Raw genomic sequence first — 16613 nt, forward strand, 5'->3', positions numbered from 1 at the left:
CCGCCGCGGGGGCTTTTCGCCAAGCCGATCCCAGTGCCAATGACAACCCTCGCCCTTCAATTCGAACAATACGGCGCCTGGAGAACCGGGGTACTCCACTCCCTGGCCGAATTCCGCTCCTGGCTGCAGCAGCACGATCTCTACGACGCCCAGGCCGACGAACGCGTCCAGCGCATCCAGGGCGTGCTCAAGAGCGACCGGCTCAAGGTGGCGTTCATCGCGGAGTTTTCGCGGGGCAAGAGCGAGCTGATCAACGCGATTTTCTTTGCCGACTACGGCCGTCGCATCCTGCCGTCTTCCGCCGGGCGCACCACGATGTGCCCGACCGAGCTGCGCTACGACGAAGCCGAGGCGCCGTGCATCCGGCTGCTGCCGATCGAGACGCGCCTGCAGGAAGCTTCCACCGCCGATTTCCTTGACGTCGATGCGCACTGGCATACCGTGCCGCTCGACCCCTCGTCGCCCGATGGCATGCTGGATGCATTCCGGCACGTGGTCGAGACCAACCGTGTCACGCGCGAGATGGCCGAGTCGCTTGGCCTGTACAACGAGAACGATCCCGACGCCGCCTACGCGCTCGATGCCGATGGCATGGTCGAGATTTCCCGCTGGCGCCACGCGGTCATCAACTTCCCGCATCCGCTGTTGCGCCAGGGCCTGGTCATCCTCGACACGCCGGGCCTCAACGCGATTGGCACCGAGCCCGAACTGACGCTGCGCCTGATCCCGGACGCGCATGTCGTGGTGTTCATGCTGGCGGCCGACGCGGGCGTGACCAAGAGCGACCTCGACCTCTGGCGCAGCCATGTGAGCGCAGGCCACCGCAAGGGATGCCTGGCGGTGCTCAACAAGATCGATGGCCTGTGGGACCCGCTCAAGTCGCCGGCCGAGACCGCGGCCGAGATCACGCGCCAGGTCACCACCAGCGCTCATGTGCTGGGCATCGACGAGTCGCGCGTCTACCCGGTGTCGGCGCAGAAGGGCCTGGTGGCCAAGGTCACCAACGATGACGACTTGCTGGCGCGCAGCGGCCTGCCGCAATTCGAGCACGTGCTGTCTGACCAGCTGATCCCGCAGCGGCGCGAGATCGTCGCTGACCAGGTGCAGCGCTCGGTGGAGGAGATGGCGCGCGGCGCGCAGCAACTGCTGCAAAGCCGCCGCCGCAGCATCGTCGAGCAGTTGTTCGAGCTGCGCGGGCTGCGCGGCAAGAACCACGCGATGGTCAAGCACATGCTGATGCGCGTGCAGTCGGAGAAAGAAGAGTTCGAGCAGAGCATCGCCAAGTTCCAGGCCCTGCGGCTGGTGTTCGGGCGCCATAGCGCGGACATCATCAAGAGCCTGCAGCTGCGCGACGTGCGCCGCACCATGCGCGAGCGCCGCGAGCAGATGAAGGAGCGTTTCTTCTCGCGCGGCATGCGCGAGGACATGGACGCCTTGTTTGCGCGGCTTGGCGAACTGGTCAGCGAGGCGGACCAGAAGATCGCCCAGCTCCACCAGCTCACCGACAGCATGTACCGCCGCTTCAATGCCGAGCATGGCTTTACGCTGCCCGCGCCGATCCAGTTCGTCACCGCGCGCTACGTCAACGAATTGCAGCAGACGCTGGCGTTGGCCCACACGCACTTCGGCGCCATGAACATGCTCACGCGCTCGCGCCCGCAGCTGGTGCAGAGCGCGTTTTCCACCATCGCCACCCGCGTGCTGGAAACCTTCCGCGATCTGAACCGCGATATCGAGATCTGGCTCAAGTCGGTGATGACGCCGCTGGAGGCGCAGGTGCGCGAGCACCAGAAACAGTTGCGCCGCCGGGTCGATTCGATCGAGCGCATCCACGAGGCCACCGACACGCTCGAGAGCCGCATCGCGCAGCTCGAGGAAGTGCTCAACGGCCTGGACGATCGCAGCGGGCGCATCGAGTCCTTCTCCAGGCGGATCCTGCAGCCGGACGCCGACGAGGGGCAGCTCAAGGCGTTCGCGGCCTGAAGCGCGGCCTGAAGTGTGGCCGGCGGCGAGTGCCGGTGGCGGCGAAGCGGTATCATGACGCGCCGCCGCCTCCGGCGCTGTTGCTGTGTTGCCTTACCCGTCACGTACCCGATGCCCCGCAAGCCCGCTGCTTCTCCTGCCGTTTCATCCGATCTTTCCCCCGCCGTGGTTCCTGCCGATTTCGCCGCGCGCGTGGTGGGCTGGCAGCGCGTGCACGGGCGCCATGACCTGCCGTGGCAGAACACCCGCGACCCTTACCGTATCTGGTTGTCCGAGATCATGCTGCAGCAGACTCAGGTCAGCGCGGTGATCGAGTATTTCCAGCGTTTCGTCGGCCGGCTGCCAACCGTGGCCGCATTGGCCGAGGCCAGCGCGGATGAGGTGATGGCGCTGTGGGCCGGGCTTGGCTACTACTCGCGCGCGCGCAACCTGCACCGCTGCGCCAAGGCCGTAATGAGCGAGCATGGTGGTGTGTTCCCGACCGACCCCGAGGTGCTGGTGACGCTGCCCGGCATCGGCCGCTCCACCGCGGCAGCCGTGGCGGCGTTCAGCGCCGGCGTGCGCTCGCCGATCCTGGATGGCAACGTCAAGCGCGTCTTTGCGAGGTTCTTTGGCATCCATGGCCATCCCGGCGTCAAGGCGGTGGAGAACCGCATGTGGCAGATTGCCGATGCGGTCCTGCCCGCCAAGGGGCCGGCGCAAGCCGAGGACATGGTGTCCTACACCCAGGGCGTGATGGACCTCGGCGCCACTGTCTGTTCGCGCGGCAAGCCAGCCTGCCTTGCCGCCGCCGCGTCGTGCCCGCTGGCCAGCGACTGCGTGGCGCGCCGCGACGGGCTGACCGGCGTGCTGCCCACGCCGAAGCCGCGTGCCGCCATTCCCGAGCGCAGCACCGTGATGCTGCTGGTCCGCCGCGGCCGCGAGGTCCTGCTCGCACTGCGCCCGGACAGCGGCATCTGGGGCGGGCTGTGGAGCTTGCCCGAAATGCCGGTCGATACCGTGCCCTTCGATGCGGAACTGGCCGAAGACGCTGCGTTGGAACGCGCCCGCGAATTCGGCAATCCCAGCACGGCCAATATGGTCGGCGAGCTCACCCACGTCTTCACCCACTTCCGCTTGCTGATCCGCGCCATTCGCGTCGACGTCACCGGCCTCACCGCGCGCGATGCCGCCAACGGCCCCGCGCTACGCTGGCTGTCACTGGACGATCTGGATGCGTTAGGCACGCCCGCGCCGGTGCGCAAGCTGCTGGAGGCGCAAGCCCAAGGCGGATTGTTTTAACGTTGCTTAGAGGCCATTTCAAAAAGATTCTGGCGTCGTTGCGCGGCCTTGGCCGATCCAGCTGTACTGTCTGCGGCCGCGCGCCTAGCCAGAACCGCTTCGCTTCATTTTGAAACGGCCTCTTAGAGGATGTGGTGCTGGTGCATGTATTTATGCACGATCTCGATCCGCATGCCCGCGTCCGGCAGCGCCATCAGCATCTGCTTGGCCTTGAGCGGCACCGGCAAGAACTCGCACAGCCGATTGGCCACCCAGCTGGGGTCATCCCACAGGAACGGCTCGCTGAAAGGCAGCTCGCCCGGATGCTCGGCATGGAGCGAGGCAACGATACGCCGCAGCACGGCCAGGCATTCGCCCAGTAGCTCGAGCTTGCAGTCGATGATGTCGGGCGGCAGCAATTCCGCCTGGCCGACCAGCAAGCCGTCGGGGCTCACGCTGTGGCCCAGCAGCCGGAAGCGCTGGCGGCCGCGCGCGCTGATCAGCAGCACGCCCAGTTGCTCCATATTGCAGTCGATGATGTCGGCCAGGCAGCCGATCGTCTCGGGCATGGTGGGCTCGTCCTGGCGGGCGACCTCATTGCCGCTGGCGATCAGGCAGACACCGAAGGGCGAGCGATCGCGCATGCAGGTGCGCACCATGTCCACGTAGCGCGCTTCGAACACGCGCAGTGGCAGCAGCCCATCGGGAAAGAGTACGGTATGCAGCGGAAACAGCGGCAGGCCATCCAGCGTAGGCCCCGCCGAGGTGCTGTGCGAGGCGGAGAATGAAGTGGATGAGCCGGGTGTGGCGGGTGAGGACATGCTGAGCCAGCAAAGGTTTCGGGCGAGAATTGCCGAGCCTGACCGCGAAACCTGGCGGTGCGGTGTTTAGCCGCCCGGCGCGAGCTCGCGGTGTCTCACCAGCACATTACCATGGGCACGAAAATAGTTGGCAAGTCTTTCCGCGATGTACACGGAGCGATGCTGCCCGCCAGTGCAACCGATTGCGACGGTCAGGTAACTGCGATTGTCAGCGATGAAACTTGGCAGCCACTTTTCCACATAGGCGCGTATGTCCTCGGCCATGGCCAGCACCATCGGCTGGCTTTGCAGGAAGTCGATCACGGGCTCGTCGCGGCCGGTCAGCGGGCGCAGCGCCAGGTCGTAATAGGGGTTGGGCAGCGAGCGCACGTCGAACACCAGGTCGGCGTCACTGGGCACGCCGTGCTTGAAGCCGAACGACTCGAACAGTAATGTGAGCTTGAGGTCATCGCCGCGCACGAATTCCTTGATCCACGCGCGCAATGTATTGGTGCGCACATTGCTGGTGTCGATGCGGTGCGCAGCCTCCGCCAGCGGGCTCAGGAGCTCGCGCTCCATCTCGATGGCCTCGATCAGCGAGGTGTCGTTGAGTGCGGCCTCGGCGGTACTGTCGGCGAGATTCTCGTTCTTGGGATTGGCCGAGAGGCTAGCCATGGCTGCGCGCATCGACAGCGGATGGCGCCGCCTTGTCTCGGAATAACGCTGCACCAGCGCATCGGTATTGGCGGTCAGGAAGACCACCCGGACCTGGTGTTCGGAGGCGAGGTCGCGCAGCGTGCCGGGCAGCTTGTCCAGCGATTCGCGGCTACGGATATCGGTGGCGACGCCCAGATGGGTGTAGCCCTGCGCCGCCAGGTACTGGGCCAGCTCCGGGATAAACTGCGCCGGCAGGTTGTCGACGCAGTAGTAGCCCGCGTCTTCCAGTACGTTCAAGGCAACGGATTTGCCGGAGCCGGAGATCCCGGTGATAAGTATGATGCGCATAGCACGACAAGCATAACATCAGGTGATGACGCCGTCATGACGGCGCCGTGCCAGCAAAAATGGCGAACCGAAAAGGTTCGCCATTTTTACACGTCCGCGCCGCAAATGATGCCGGTAGCTTACTTGGACAAGCAGTCGCTCATGAAGGCTTTGCGTTCATCGCCCTTCTTGCCGGTGGCCTGGGCGTTGCAGGTCTTCATCTTTTCCTGCTGGCTGTTCTTGGCGGGTGCGGCCGCGGGCTTGTTGGACAGGCAATTGCTCATGAAGGCCTTGCGCTCGTCGCCCTTCTTGCCGGTGGCCTGCGTGTTGCAAGCCTTCATCTTGTCCTGCTGGGTGTTAGCTGCAGCGGGTGCGGCTGCGGCAGCGGGTGCCGCGGCCGGTGCATTCTGGGCGAAGGCGCCGGTGGCAAAAAGCGGGGCTACCAGCACGCACATCGCGATCAATTTTTTCATGCTTGCTCTCCTGGCTGTGGAAAACTTCATGGCTGCTGGCCTGTCGGCTCGGCAACTCGGGCTGGGCCCAATGCCCATTACTGCACAAAACGGCCTATGCCCCAATCGCGTTGACCATTGAAGCGCGGCCGGATGTAAGCAATTGAAAACGGCCCCGTCGTGGTCGCATGACGTGGGCCTGCCAAGCCTAGAGTAGCCTGCCCTGGCCCCGCGATGCGACATCGGCCTGCATCGCGGCGCGCTGGCGGTCCATGAAGTCGCGCAGCGTGTCGATGCCGCGCAAGCGCAGGATGGTGTTGCGCACGGCGGCCTCGACCAGCACGGCGAGATTTCGGCCGGCCGCCACCTGGATCTTGACCATGTGGATAGGCAGGCCGAGCACGTCGAGATACTGGGAGTCCAGCGGCAGGCGCTCGAATTCGCCATCGTTGCGGCGTACCAGCTGCACCACCAGCTTGAGCTTCATCTTGCGGCGTACCGCAGTCTCGCCAAAGATGGTCTTGATGTCGAGCAGGCCCAGGCCGCGCACTTCCAGCAGGTTCTGCAGCAGCGGCGGGCAGCGGCCCTCAATGAAGTCCGGCCCGAGGCGCACGAAATCGACGGCATCGTCCGCCACCAGCCCATGTCCGCGCGAGATCAGTTCCAGGCCGAGCTCGCTCTTGCCCAGGCCGGATTCGCCCATCACCAGCACGCCCATGCCGAGGATGTCGAGGAACACGCCGTGCATGGTTACGCGCGGCGCGGAAATGCGCGACAGATAGAGGCGCAGGTGATCGATCACCGCGGCCGAAGACACCGGCGTGGTGAACAGCGGGGTGGACGAGCGCGTGCAGCGCAGTTCCAGGTCGGGCGGCGGCTCCATGCCGTCGGCGATCACCAGGAACGGCGGCTCCAGCAGGATCAGCTCGCCCATCTGGCGCTTGCGCATCTCGTCATCGAGGCGCTGGTAATACGTGATTTCGGGCTTGCCCAGCACCTGGATCCGGTTCGGGTGGATCAGGTTCAAGTGGCCGACGAGATCGGCCGCGGACGTGGCTTCACGCGCAAACTCGACATCGAAGGCGCGGTCCGCACCCTCCAGTCCTGCTACCCAGGAGAGTTTGATATCGGCTGCGTTGTCGTCGAAGATCGACTGCGAGGTGACGCCAGTGAGTTCCATTCGGGTGCTTTCAGGGGCGGGCTTTCAGTGCCGGATCAAGGGTGCCATTGCGTCAGCAACTGGTGCACGTCGTCGGGGGTGGGCAGGGTAGCCAGTCCTTCGCGCATCTCGCGGTCGGACAGCAACTGGGCGATCTCGGAGAGAATTTCCAGATGCTGCTGGGTGGCCTGTTCGGGCACCAGCAGGAAGATCAGCAGCGCGACCGGCTTGCCGTCGGGCGACTCGAAGGGGATCGGCTCGGCCAGGCGCATGAAGGCGGCCAGTGGCTGCTTCAGTCCCTTGATACGGCCGTGGGGGATTGCAACCCCCGCGCCTAGGCCGGTGGACCCCAGCGACTCGCGGGCGAACAGGTTGTCGGTCACGGTCGCGCGCGCTACGCCATGGTTGTTCTCGAAGAGGAGCCCGGCCTGTTCGAACACGCGCTTCTTGCTGGTGACGCTGACGTCGAGGTTGATGTTGCCGGGTGGCAGCAATTTAGCCAAACGATTCATGTGGAATGCGCAGGGTTTTCTAGTAAGCAGGCCCGGGGCCAGGAGGCGTCCCGCCGGGCGGAAAGTGGATAAAAACCAAGGCCCGAGGTTTCCACCGGTTGTCCCCCATGCCGGTGTCGGGCGTCTGGCCATTATAGAGCAGGCCCGCTTCCGCTTTGTGCATTGCAATGGCCGATGCGCTCAAGCGGTGCTGCATGCACCGGAATGGCTAGGCCAGTCAACTATGTATTGCACAGCATACACCGGTACATATGCGTTGCGGAATCCCCTGTGTGCCCCGATTGGGTAGGCCGCAATGAAAAAGCCGCGCTCTGGGCGCGGCTTGATTCCATTTTTCAAGGGACTGACACCGACGGCCCGGTATGTGGGCCGTCAGGCACGGTCATTGCTGCATCTGCGATGCGGCCATCTGATACTTGACCGCTTCACGGTCGTGGCTCTGCACGCGATCCTTGTGGCGAATCACCTGCCGGTCGAGCTTGTCGACCAGTGCGTCGATAGCGGCATACAGGTCTTCATGATGCGCTTCGACAAAGATGTCCTTGCCCTTGAGATGTAGATTGATTTCCGCGTACTGCCGCCGGTCCTTTTCTTTTGTATTGTCGACAGAGAGCAGCACACTTACGCCAATGACTTGATCGAAATGCCTGACGATACGCTCCAGTTTCGTTTCCACGTACTCACGCAGAGGGGGCGTGATGTCCAAGTGGTGTCCACTGATCTTGAAGTTCATAGCGTTTCTCCTTCTGAAAGAGCTGCATCAGGCAGGCGATGCAGCTCGGCTACAAAGTCTTACGGAGATTGACCGCGGGAATCTTGAGCGCTTCGCGGTATTTGGCAACGGTACGCCGTGCTACCACAAAGCCTTGCTCGCCGAGCAATTCGGCAATCCGGCTGTCGGACAAGGGGTTCCTAGCGTCTTCGGCTCCTATCAATTGCTTGATCAACGCACGGATTGCCGTTGATGAGGCCGCGCCGCCGGTTTCTGTGGATATGTGAGAGCCGAAAAAATACTTCAGCTCGAAAGTCCCCATCGGCGTTGCCATGTATTTATTGGTAGTCACCCGAGAGATGGTGGACTCGTGTAAACCCAGTGTATCGGCAATCTCCCGCAAAACCAAGGGGCGCATCGCAATTTCACCGTGGGTGAAGAAGTTCTTTTGACGTTCGACAATGGCTTGTGCGACGCGCAATATCGTGTCGAACCTTTGCTGGATATTCTTGATCAACCAGCGTGCTTCCTGCAGCTTTTGCTGCAATCCGGCCGCGCCTGCATCGCCTTTTGCACCGCGCAAAATCTGCGCGTACATGTCGTTGATGCGTAGCCGCGGCATCACATCCGGGTTTAGGTGGGCGATCCATCCGCCGCTCAACTTTCGAACAAAAACATCGGGCACCACGAAATCCGCTTCTGGCCGGCTGTAGGCATGGCCGGGATAGGGCGCGAGCGAGCGGATCAGTTCATGGGCGGCCTTGAGTTCCGGCTCGTCCACTTGCAGCGCCTTTTTAAGGCGCGTGTAATCGCGCACCGCCAGCAGCTCGAGGTGGTTGGTGACGATGCTCAGCGCCAGTTCGCGCTGCGGATGCTTGAGCCTGCGCAATTGCAGCGCCAGGCACTCGGCGGCGTTGCGTGCCCCGACGCCCGGCGGATCGAAGCTCTGCAGCAGCGTGAGCACAGCCTGGATCTCGTCGACCTCGAACTCGAGCTCCTCCGGCAGCTCGCTGCAGATTTCCTCGAGCGTCGTGCTCAGGTAGCCATCATCGTCCAGGGATTCGACCAGAAAGATAGCCAGCCCCTTGTCGCGCAGGGAAATCTTGAGCGGCGCCAGCTGTTCCATGAGGTGTTCACGCAGCGTGGGCTCGGCGTCGCGCAGCTGCATCGGGGTCTTTTCGTCGTCTTCGCCTTGCGGGCGGCGGGCGAAGTCGTCCAGGCTCCAGTCGCTGCCGTAATCCTCGTTGCTGTCGGAGTAGCTGTCGTCGGCTTCGGGGGCGCCATCCGGGCGGTTCTCGCTGGTGCCCTGGCCATCGGCGGGCGCCGGCGCGGGCGCGCTCTGCAGGTTCACCGAGCCGTCCGAAGACACGCGCAACGGGCTGTCCAGCCAGTCGTTCTCACGCTCGAGCAAGGGGTTCTCGGTCAGCGCCTGTTCCACTTCCTGCTGCAGTTCAAGCGTGGACAGTTGCAGCAGCCGGATCGACTGCTGGAGTTGCGGCGTAAGCGCGAGATGCTGCGAGAGGCGGAGCTGTAGCGACGGTTTCATGCGACCTATTTTATGCTCAACTTCCGTACTGATGGAACGGAAATTGCTATCGCTGGTGTCGCTATGATCGTTTGAAGGATAAAAGGCGACACCGAAGCCGCCCGGGGGCCGATGCGCGGCAGGCGCCACGCGCCCTTACATGCGGAAGTTCTCGCCCAGGTAGACCTTGCGCACCGACTCGTTGGCGATGATGTCCTCAGGCTGCCCGGACGCCAGCACCGCGCCTTCGCTGATGATGTAGGCGTGGTCGCAGATGCCCAGCGTCTCGCGCACGTTGTGGTCGGTGATCAGCACGCCGATATTGCGTGCCTTGAGGAAGCTGACGATGCGCTGGATTTCGCCTACCGCGATCGGGTCGACACCGGCGAAGGGCTCGTCGAGCAGGATGAAGCGCGGCGCGGAGGCCAGCGCGCGGGCGATTTCCACGCGGCGGCGCTCGCCGCCGGACAGCGATAGCGCCGGGTTGTCGCGCAGGTGGGCAATCTGCAGGTCATCCAGCAGGGTGTCCAGCCGGCGCTCGATCTCGGCCTTGCCCAGGGGTTTGCCATCGTTGAGCTGCAGCTCCAGCACCGCGCGGATGTTCTCCTGCACATTGAGCTTGCGGAACACCGAGGCTTCCTGCGGCAGGTAGGACAGGCCCATGCGCGCTCGCTCATGGATGGCCAGGCCGCTGATGTGCTTGTCGTCGAGCACGATATCGCCCTCGTCCAGCGCCACCAGCCCCACGATCATGTAGAACGACGTGGTCTTGCCCGCGCCGTTGGGGCCCAGCAAGCCGACCACCTCGCCGCTCTTCACGTCGAGCGACACGTCCTTGACCACGGTGCGCGAGCCGTAGCGCTTCTTCAGGTGGCGCACGACCAGCGTGCTGCTGTCCTTCAGGGTGGCGGGCTGGGACGGTGCGGTTTGGGTAGCGGTCATGAAGGTGAAGTCAGAATCCGTGGGTCAGGGGTTGACGGGAGCCGTGGCCGGCTTGAGCGGCAGCGGGTTGGCTGCGGCACCGCTGGCGGGCTGCTCCTGGCGCGGCGACAGCACGGCGCGCACGCGGCCCGACGGGCTGCCCGCGGTCGCGTTCTCGGCGCCGCCGCTGGCCGTGTAGAACTCGTTGCGGCTGTCATAGGTGATCACCGCGCCGCGGATCTCGTCGACCAGCTTGGCGCCGGCCAGGCGAGCCATGCGGGCGCGCCCGATCAGCTTGGACAACTCCTGCTTGCCGTCATATTCGATGCGGTCGCCCCAGCCGTCGATGTACTCGTCGACGTTGTCGCGCTTCTGGCGGATATAGGCTTGCTTGCCGCCCTTAGAGGTCGCGACCGCGTACTGGTAGCCCTCGGGATCGGTACGGACTTCGGCCGCGTCGGATTTGAGCACCATGGTGCCTTTGGTCAGCACCACGTTGCCGGTCAGTACATAGACCTGCTTGACGTCATCGTAGCTGGCATTGTCGGCCTCCAGGACCAGCGGCTTTTCGCGGTCGGCCTTTTCGGCGCTGGCGGGCGCGGCCAGCGTGAGGCCAAGGACGGCGGCCAGCGTCAGCAAAGCGGCCGTGCTGCGGCGCAGACAGGACGAAGTCGTCGGGAATGGATTCATGTTGGCGTGATGGCGGTTGACGCGGGCGGCTGGTGCCCGCGGGCGGCTTCAGGGCTACTTCGCGGGACTTGCCGGCGGCGGCCCCGTGATGATGGTGCCGCGTACGTTACCCAGCAATTGTACTTCGCGAGTGACATTGTTGAAGACCAGGCCGTTGGCGGTCATCACCGACGGGCCGCGGGTCAGCTTGACAGCCTTGTCGGTCTTGACGATGTCATCGTTCACCAGCACCTGGAAATACTCCGAGGCGGCCGTCATCTGTGGGTCCTTGGCAGGCTCGGGGCCCTGGGCACGCACGATGAAGGCATTGCCGAACAGGTCGATGACCGAGCCTTCCGCGTTCATTGTGCCGCGATCGGAGTGGCCGGTGACGGGCGGACGGTCGATTTCGTAGGAGCGCATGGCCGGGCGCGTCACTTCGTAGGTCTGGTCGTCCTCGAAGTGGATCATCTTGTCGCCGGTGAAGCGCAGCTTGGTGTTGCCGTCCTCGGCAAGCTCGGTCGCGGAAAAACGGATCATGTAGTAATCCGGTTCATGCTTCTTGCCTACCGTCCCGGTGTCCGCTTCTTTCGGGGAGTTGACCTGCACCAGCCAGAAGGTGCTGCCCGCCACCAGTGCCATCAGCAGCAGGGGCAGGGCTCGCATGGCAAGCCGGCTCAGGGAGGACAGGATTTCCCGCATGGGCATGGGCTGGCCTCAGATGACCTTGGCGCGGGTCAGGTCGTGGATGTGGAGCGCGCCGACCAGGCGCCGCTCCGCGTCGACCACCAGCATCTGGTTGATGCGGTTCGCCTCCATCACCTGCACGGCTTCCACGGCCAGCTGGTCCGGCCCGACGGTATGCGGTGTGCGGTGCATGACCTCGCTGATGGGTACGGTCTTCCAGTCACGCGGGGTTTCGAGCAGGCGGCGCAGGTCGCCATCGGTGAAGACGCCGATCAGGCGGTCGTCCGGGTCCACCACCGCGGTCATTGCCATGCCTTTGCGGGTGATTTCCATCAGGGCCTGTGCCAGCGGCGTGCTCTCGCGCACCTTGGGCACCGCGTTGCCGCTGCGCATGACGTCGCGCACGTGGGTCAGCAGCTTGCGCCCGAGCGCGCCGCCCGGATGCGAGCGGGCAAAGTCTTCCTCGCCGAAGCCGCGGGCATCCAGCACCGCCACCGCGAGCGCGTCGCCCATCGCCAGTGCGGCGGTGGTGCTGGCGGTCGGCGCCAGGTTGAGCGGGCAGGCTTCTTTTTCCACCCCGGCATTGAGGTGCGCGTCGGCCAGCTTGGCCAGCGTGGAGGCGGGGTTGCCAGTCACGGAGATGAGCTTGGCGCCGATGCGCTTGACGATCGGGACGATCGAAAGCAACTCGGCGGTCTCTCCGGAATTGGAAAAGGCGATCAGCACATCGTCGCGCGTGACCATGCCCAGGTCGCCGTGGCTGGCTTCGGCCGGATGCACGAAAAACGCGGGCGTGCCGGTCGAGGCCAGCGTGGCCGCGACCTTGCGGCCGATGTGGCCCGACTTGCCGATGCCGGACACGACGACGCGCCCGCTGCAATTGAGCGTCAGTTGCACAGCCTGCGCAAATCCGTCGTCCAGGCGGCCTGCGAGGGCAGCGACGGCGTCGGCTTCGATCTGGAGGGTTTCGCGAGCGAGCCTAAGTGCTCGATCCGCATTGAAATTAGCTATCATGGCGACGAAGTATACCAACGAATGCGATGGCGCTTGGGCTGTTCCTGGGATCGGGCGGCCGGAGCGGCCATCGCGCTTGCCGTAATCCGCCGGCAGGGCCGCCCGCACCGGGCCGGCCCGGTGCCCGGCGCGGCGTACCCTGACCCTGTCGATGCACTCTCCGCTGGACCTTACCCTTGTCCTGCTGGCCGCCGCCGTGTTTGGCGTGGTCGCGTTTCGCATGTTGCAGTTGCCGCCGATGCTGGGGTACCTGGTCGTGGGCATCCTGATCGGGCCGCACGCGCTCGGCCTGGCCAGCGATACCGCGCAAACCAAATACCTGGCCGAGTTCGGCGTGGTCTTTTTGATGTTCTCGATCGGCCTGGAGTTCAGCCTGGGCAAGCTCAAGGCGATGAAGCGGCAGGTCTTCGGCCTGGGCGGCTCGCAGGTGGTGCTGTCGCTCCTGGCCGTGATTCCGGCGAGCTGGGCGTTCAACTGGCTGTTTCCGCTGTCCTGGCAGGCCTCGGTGGCGCTGGGCGGCGCGCTGGCCATGTCATCCACCGCCATCGTGTCCAAGATGCTGTCGGAGCGCCTGGAGCTGGAGAGCGAGCACGGGCGCAACATCATCAGCATCCTGCTGTTCCAGGACCTGGCCGTGGTGCCGCTGCTGATCGTGATCCCGGCGCTCTCGCGCGATCCGGGCGACCTGATGATGGCGCTGGGCCTGGCCACGGTGAAGATCGTGGTGGCCCTGAGCCTGATCTTTTTCGTCGGCCAGCGTCTCATGAGCCGCTGGTTCCACATCGTGGCGGCGCGCCGCTCGCAAGAACTGTTCATGCTCAACCTGCTGCTGGTCACGCTGGGCATGGCCGCGCTGACCGAGCGGCTCGGCCTGTCGATGGCGCTGGGCGCCTTCATGGCCGGCATGCTGATCTCCGATACGCCCTATCGCCATCAGGTGGAGGAGGACATCAAGCCCTTCCGCGACGTGCTGCTGGGGCTGTTCTTCGTCACCATCGGCATGCTGYTSAATATCMATGTGGTGMTCGAYCACWTSTGGCTGGTGCTGGCGCTGCTGGTGGTGCCCATTGTCTTCAAGCTGGTGCTGATCTCCGGGCTGGCCCGCTTGTTCGGTTCGCGCCAGGGGGTGGCGATCCGTACCGGCCTGGGCCTGGCGCAGGCCGGCGAGTTCGGCTTTGTGCTGCTTAACCAGATCGACGGCCTGAACCTGGTCGACCCGGTGCTGATCCAGGTCATCCTGGCCTCGATGCTGTTGTCGATGCTGGCGGCGCCGTTCCTGATCCAGTACAGCGACGCCATCGTGCTGCGCTTTACCGCCAACGAATGGCTGATGCAGTCGCTCAACATGACGCGCATCGCGGTGCAGAGCCTGCAGACCGAGAAGCACGCCATCATCTGCGGGTTTGGCCGCAGCGGCCAGAACCTGGCGCACATGCTGGAGCGCGAGGGCATTACCTATGTGGCGCTGGACCTCGACCCGGACCGGGTGCGCGAAGCCGCCGGCGCGGGCGATACGGTGGTGTACGGCGATGCGGGCCGGCGCGAGGCGCTGATCGCGGCGGGCCTGCATCGCGCGGCAGCCTTGATCATCACTTACAACAACACGCCCTCGGCGCTGAAGGTGCTGCACCATGTGCAGGAACTGGAGCCGGCGCTGCCCGTGATCGTGCGCACCATGGACGACTCGGAACTCGACATCCTGCAAAAAGCGGGCGCCACCGAGGTGGTGCCGGAAAGCATCGAGGGCAGCCTGATGCTGGCCTCCCACGCGCTGGTGCTGCTGGGCGTGCCGATGCGGCGCGTGGTGCGCGGGGTGCAGGAGGCGCGCGATGCGCGCTACAGCCTGCTGCGCGGCTACTTCCACGGCCGCGACGACGAGGAAGACATGGTGGAGCGCGAGTCCGTGCGGCTGCACTCCATTTCGCTCGGCCCGGAGGCCACGTCGGTGGGGCGGCGCCTGGGCGCGCTCGGGCTGGATCGTATCGGGGTGGAAGTGACGGCGGTGCGCCGGCGTGGCATCCGCGCGTTCGATCCGGAGCCCGATACCGTGCTGGAGCCGGGCGATATCGTGGTCTTGCGTGGCCAGCCAGAGGCGCTGGAAGCGGCCGAGGCGCGCATGCTGGCGGGCTGAGCCTGCGCTACGCGCCCAGTGGCCGCAAGTTCGGGTTCATGCCGCCACGCGGCTGCCGGTGTGCGCCTCTTCCGCCCACGATGGCGGCAGGCCCTCCAGCACGGAGCGCGCGTCGAGCGAACCGATCGGGATGCGCGGGTCGGCGGGAATGCGGCCTTCGCCTTGCAGCATCAGGTAACGGAGGCAGCATACGCGCAGGAAGGACGTGAAGTTTGCCGCCTCGCCCCGGTAGGCCACCAGTTCGTCGTGCAGCCGGGTGATGAGCTGGCTCACGCTCATGCCATCGCGCCTTGCCAGCGTTTCGAGCACTTCCCAGAACAGGCTTTCCAGCCGGATGCTGGTGGCCACGCCATGCAGCCGGAGCGAGCGCGACTGCCCCTGGTACGACTGCGGGGTGGCCCGGATGAAGATTTCACACATAGAAGAACTCCCGTGCTTAACGGCCCGCGATAGCCCTAGGCAGGCTCGCGGGCCGCGTTCGGTAGCCTCTAATGTACGATCCTGGTGCCCAGGACGGCAAGGAACTGCGCCAGCCATGCCGGGTGCGCGGGCCAGGCCGGAGCGCTCACCAGGTTGCCATCGGTGTAGGCCTGGTCGACCGGAATGTCGGCATATTTTCCGCCCGCCAGGCGCACTTCGGGCGCGCAGGCCGGATAGGCCGAGCAGGTCCGGCCTTCCAGCACGCCGGCCGCGGCTAGCAGCTGGGCGCCGTGGCACACCGCTGCAATCGGTTTGTTGGTGCTGGCAAAGTGCCGCACGATCTCCAGCACCCGCTCGTTCAGGCGCAGGTATTCGGGGGCCCGCCCGCCCGGGATGACCAGCCCGTCGTAGGCTGCCGGATCCACATCGGCAAAGCTCGCGTTCAGCGCGAAGTTGTGGCCGCGCTTTTCGCTATAGGTCTGGTCGCCCTCGAAATCATGGATGGCGGTGGGGCAGCTGGCGCCGGCCGCCTTGTCGGGACACACCGCATGGACCGTATGGCCCACCATCTGGAGCGCCTGGAAAGGCACCATGGTTTCATAGTCTTCGGCGTAGTCGCCGACCAGCATCAAGATCTTTTTCGCCATCGCTGTCTCCTGTATGGTTACGGTTGTCCCGGGGGAGCCGCGCCGCAAAGCGTGCCGTCCTCCCAGGCGTTGCCCATTGTGTTGCCGTTTGCGGCAGCCCGGGTGGTAACCCATTACCGCATCCAGCCTGCCGATTTGGCGGGCTGCCCGAACGAGTCCCCATGCCCAACACCACCATCCAGTCGTCCGCCCTTGGCGACGTTACCCACTACCTGCGCGAACGCATCCGTACCGTGCCTGACTGGCCGCAGCCCGGCGTGATGTTCCGCGACATCACGCCGTTGCTGCAGGATCCCAAGTCCCTGCGCGTGCTGATCGATGTCTTTGTGCACCGCTACATGGACACCAAGCTCGACGTGGTGGCCGGCATCGACGCACGTGGCTTTATTCTGGGCGCCATCGTGGCGTACGAGCTGAACCTGGGCTTCGTGCCAATCCGCAAGAAGGGCAAGCTGCCGTTCGAGACCGTGGCCGAGGAATATGAGCTGGAGTACGGCAGCGCCACGGTGGAGATCCACGCCGATGCCTGCAAGCCGGGTGACCGCGTGCTGCTGGTGGACGACCTGATCGCCACCGGCGGCACCATGATGGCTGGCCGCAAGCTGCTCGAGCGGCTGGGCGCCACCGTGGTGGAAGGCGCCGCCATCGTCGACCTGCCCGAGCTCGGTGGCTCGCGCCACCTGCTGGATAGCGGCCTGCCGCTGTTCACGGTTTGCCGCTTTGACGGGCATTGACGC

General features: G+C 64.9%; 17 protein-coding genes. 4 read left to right on the forward strand and 13 right to left on the reverse strand.

From position 1 onward, the window contains the following. Nucleotides 1-39: 39 nt before the first annotated feature. Together AB4061_RS07420 and mutY are read left to right on the forward strand one after the other, a co-directional pair. A complete protein-coding gene (locus AB4061_RS07420) occupies nt 40-1983 on the forward strand; it encodes a dynamin family protein (RefSeq protein WP_441632324.1) in 1944 nt (647 codons plus the stop codon). Nucleotides 1984-2094: 111 nt separating this feature from the next. Beyond that, nucleotides 2095-3264, forward strand: a complete 1170-nt coding sequence (gene mutY / locus AB4061_RS07425; protein ID WP_441632326.1) for an A/G-specific adenine glycosylase — start codon at nt 2095-2097, stop codon at nt 3262-3264. Nucleotides 3265-3386: 122 nt separating this feature from the next. Here mutY and AB4061_RS07430 read toward each other — a convergent pair whose 3' ends face one another. From AB4061_RS07430 to AB4061_RS07480, 11 genes are all read right to left on the reverse strand, one after another. Beyond that, complete coding sequence (locus AB4061_RS07430; RefSeq protein ID WP_441632328.1) at nt 3387-4064, reverse strand: LON peptidase substrate-binding domain-containing protein; 678 nt, start codon at nt 4062-4064, stop codon at nt 3387-3389. Between the two features lie 66 nt (nt 4065-4130). Then, nucleotides 4131-5048, reverse strand: coding sequence for an RNase adapter RapZ (rapZ, locus tag AB4061_RS07435; RefSeq protein WP_441632330.1), 918 nt, complete (start codon nt 5046-5048; stop codon nt 4131-4133). Between the two features lie 119 nt (nt 5049-5167). After that, nucleotides 5168-5500 carry a PsiF family protein gene (locus tag AB4061_RS07440; protein ID WP_441632332.1) on the reverse strand — a complete coding sequence of 111 codons (333 nt, stop codon included), beginning with the start codon at nt 5498-5500 and terminating at the stop codon, nt 5168-5170. Between the two features lie 187 nt (nt 5501-5687). Next, the gene (hprK, locus tag AB4061_RS07445; RefSeq protein WP_006159437.1) at nt 5688-6659 is read right to left on the reverse strand and encodes an HPr(Ser) kinase/phosphatase; all 972 of its coding nucleotides are present in this window, start codon (nt 6657-6659) and stop codon (nt 5688-5690) included. Between the two features lie 35 nt (nt 6660-6694). Then, on the reverse strand, nt 6695-7150 hold the full coding sequence (gene ptsN, locus AB4061_RS07450; RefSeq protein WP_006159436.1) for a PTS IIA-like nitrogen regulatory protein PtsN: 456 nt from the start codon (nt 7148-7150) through the stop codon (nt 6695-6697). A 382-nt stretch (nt 7151-7532) separates the two neighbouring features. After that, nucleotides 7533-7883 (reverse strand): ribosome hibernation-promoting factor, HPF/YfiA family, encoded by a 351-nt coding sequence (hpf, locus tag AB4061_RS07455; protein ID WP_006159435.1) that lies wholly within the window; start codon nt 7881-7883, stop codon nt 7533-7535. A 49-nt stretch (nt 7884-7932) separates the two neighbouring features. Then, nucleotides 7933-9408 carry an RNA polymerase factor sigma-54 gene (locus AB4061_RS07460; RefSeq protein WP_441632335.1) on the reverse strand — a complete coding sequence of 492 codons (1476 nt, stop codon included), beginning with the start codon at nt 9406-9408 and terminating at the stop codon, nt 7933-7935. Between the two features lie 135 nt (nt 9409-9543). Further along, entirely contained in the window at nt 9544-10329 is a 786-nt protein-coding gene (gene lptB / locus AB4061_RS07465; RefSeq protein ID WP_150991814.1) for an LPS export ABC transporter ATP-binding protein, read from the reverse strand. A 24-nt stretch (nt 10330-10353) separates the two neighbouring features. Then, nucleotides 10354-10998 carry a lipopolysaccharide transport periplasmic protein LptA gene (gene lptA, locus AB4061_RS07470; protein ID WP_174425621.1) on the reverse strand — a complete coding sequence of 215 codons (645 nt, stop codon included), beginning with the start codon at nt 10996-10998 and terminating at the stop codon, nt 10354-10356. Nucleotides 10999-11052: 54 nt separating this feature from the next. Continuing rightward, on the reverse strand, nt 11053-11679 hold the full coding sequence (gene lptC / locus AB4061_RS07475) for an LPS export ABC transporter periplasmic protein LptC (RefSeq protein ID WP_441632407.1): 627 nt from the start codon (nt 11677-11679) through the stop codon (nt 11053-11055). A 15-nt stretch (nt 11680-11694) separates the two neighbouring features. After that, nucleotides 11695-12678, reverse strand: a complete 984-nt coding sequence (locus AB4061_RS07480) for a KpsF/GutQ family sugar-phosphate isomerase (RefSeq protein WP_150991810.1) — start codon at nt 12676-12678, stop codon at nt 11695-11697. A 151-nt stretch (nt 12679-12829) separates the two neighbouring features. On the opposite strand from AB4061_RS07480, the gene AB4061_RS07485 reads away from it, so the two are divergent. Next, nucleotides 12830-14809: a monovalent cation:proton antiporter-2 (CPA2) family protein gene (locus AB4061_RS07485; RefSeq protein ID WP_441632338.1), complete on the forward strand. Its 1980-nt coding sequence runs from the start codon at nt 12830-12832 to the stop codon at nt 14807-14809. A 36-nt stretch (nt 14810-14845) separates the two neighbouring features. Here AB4061_RS07485 and AB4061_RS07490 read toward each other — a convergent pair whose 3' ends face one another. Beyond that, nucleotides 14846-15229, reverse strand: coding sequence for a ribbon-helix-helix domain-containing protein (locus AB4061_RS07490; RefSeq protein WP_441632340.1), 384 nt, complete (start codon nt 15227-15229; stop codon nt 14846-14848). Between the two features lie 68 nt (nt 15230-15297). Then, nucleotides 15298-15876 (reverse strand): DJ-1/PfpI family protein, encoded by a 579-nt coding sequence (locus AB4061_RS07495; protein WP_006159426.1) that lies wholly within the window; start codon nt 15874-15876, stop codon nt 15298-15300. A gap of 161 nt (nt 15877-16037) precedes the next feature. Here AB4061_RS07495 and AB4061_RS07500 point away from each other — a divergent pair, with 161 nt between their 5' ends. Next, nucleotides 16038-16610, forward strand: a complete 573-nt coding sequence (locus AB4061_RS07500; protein ID WP_441632342.1) for an adenine phosphoribosyltransferase — start codon at nt 16038-16040, stop codon at nt 16608-16610. Nucleotides 16611-16613 lie beyond the last annotated feature (3 nt).

It is taken from the genome of Cupriavidus sp. YAF13 (assembly GCF_052113425.1).
Lineage (GTDB): Bacteria > Pseudomonadota > Gammaproteobacteria > Burkholderiales > Burkholderiaceae > Cupriavidus.

What these genes read in the sequence shown, in the direction of transcription:
- AB4061_RS07480 (WP_150991810.1), bottom strand. Translation starts at nt 12,678, where the DNA reads ATGATAGCTAATTTCAATGCGGATCGAGCACTTAGGCTCGCTCGCGAA.
- AB4061_RS07430 (WP_441632328.1), bottom strand. Translation starts at nt 4,064, where the DNA reads ATGTCCTCACCCGCCACACCCGGCTCATCCACTTCATTCTCCGCCTCG.
- AB4061_RS07495 (WP_006159426.1), bottom strand. Translation starts at nt 15,876, where the DNA reads ATGGCGAAAAAGATCTTGATGCTGGTCGGCGACTACGCCGAAGACTAT.
- AB4061_RS07440 (WP_441632332.1), bottom strand. Translation starts at nt 5,500, where the DNA reads ATGAAAAAATTGATCGCGATGTGCGTGCTGGTAGCCCCGCTTTTTGCC.
- AB4061_RS07500 (WP_441632342.1), top strand. Translation starts at nt 16,038, where the DNA reads ATGCCCAACACCACCATCCAGTCGTCCGCCCTTGGCGACGTTACCCAC.
- AB4061_RS07460 (WP_441632335.1), bottom strand. Translation starts at nt 9,408, where the DNA reads ATGAAACCGTCGCTACAGCTCCGCCTCTCGCAGCATCTCGCGCTTACG.
- hprK (WP_006159437.1), bottom strand. Translation starts at nt 6,659, where the DNA reads ATGGAACTCACTGGCGTCACCTCGCAGTCGATCTTCGACGACAACGCA.
- rapZ (WP_441632330.1), bottom strand. Translation starts at nt 5,048, where the DNA reads ATGCGCATCATACTTATCACCGGGATCTCCGGCTCCGGCAAATCCGTT.
- lptA (WP_174425621.1), bottom strand. Translation starts at nt 10,998, where the DNA reads ATGAATCCATTCCCGACGACTTCGTCCTGTCTGCGCCGCAGCACGGCC.
- ptsN (WP_006159436.1), bottom strand. Translation starts at nt 7,150, where the DNA reads ATGAATCGTTTGGCTAAATTGCTGCCACCCGGCAACATCAACCTCGAC.
- lptB (WP_150991814.1), bottom strand. Translation starts at nt 10,329, where the DNA reads ATGACCGCTACCCAAACCGCACCGTCCCAGCCCGCCACCCTGAAGGAC.
- hpf (WP_006159435.1), bottom strand. Translation starts at nt 7,883, where the DNA reads ATGAACTTCAAGATCAGTGGACACCACTTGGACATCACGCCCCCTCTG.
- AB4061_RS07420 (WP_441632324.1), top strand. Translation starts at nt 40, where the DNA reads ATGACAACCCTCGCCCTTCAATTCGAACAATACGGCGCCTGGAGAACC.
- lptC (WP_441632407.1), bottom strand. Translation starts at nt 11,679, where the DNA reads ATGCGGGAAATCCTGTCCTCCCTGAGCCGGCTTGCCATGCGAGCCCTG.
- mutY (WP_441632326.1), top strand. Translation starts at nt 2,095, where the DNA reads ATGCCCCGCAAGCCCGCTGCTTCTCCTGCCGTTTCATCCGATCTTTCC.
- AB4061_RS07490 (WP_441632340.1), bottom strand. Translation starts at nt 15,229, where the DNA reads ATGTGTGAAATCTTCATCCGGGCCACCCCGCAGTCGTACCAGGGGCAG.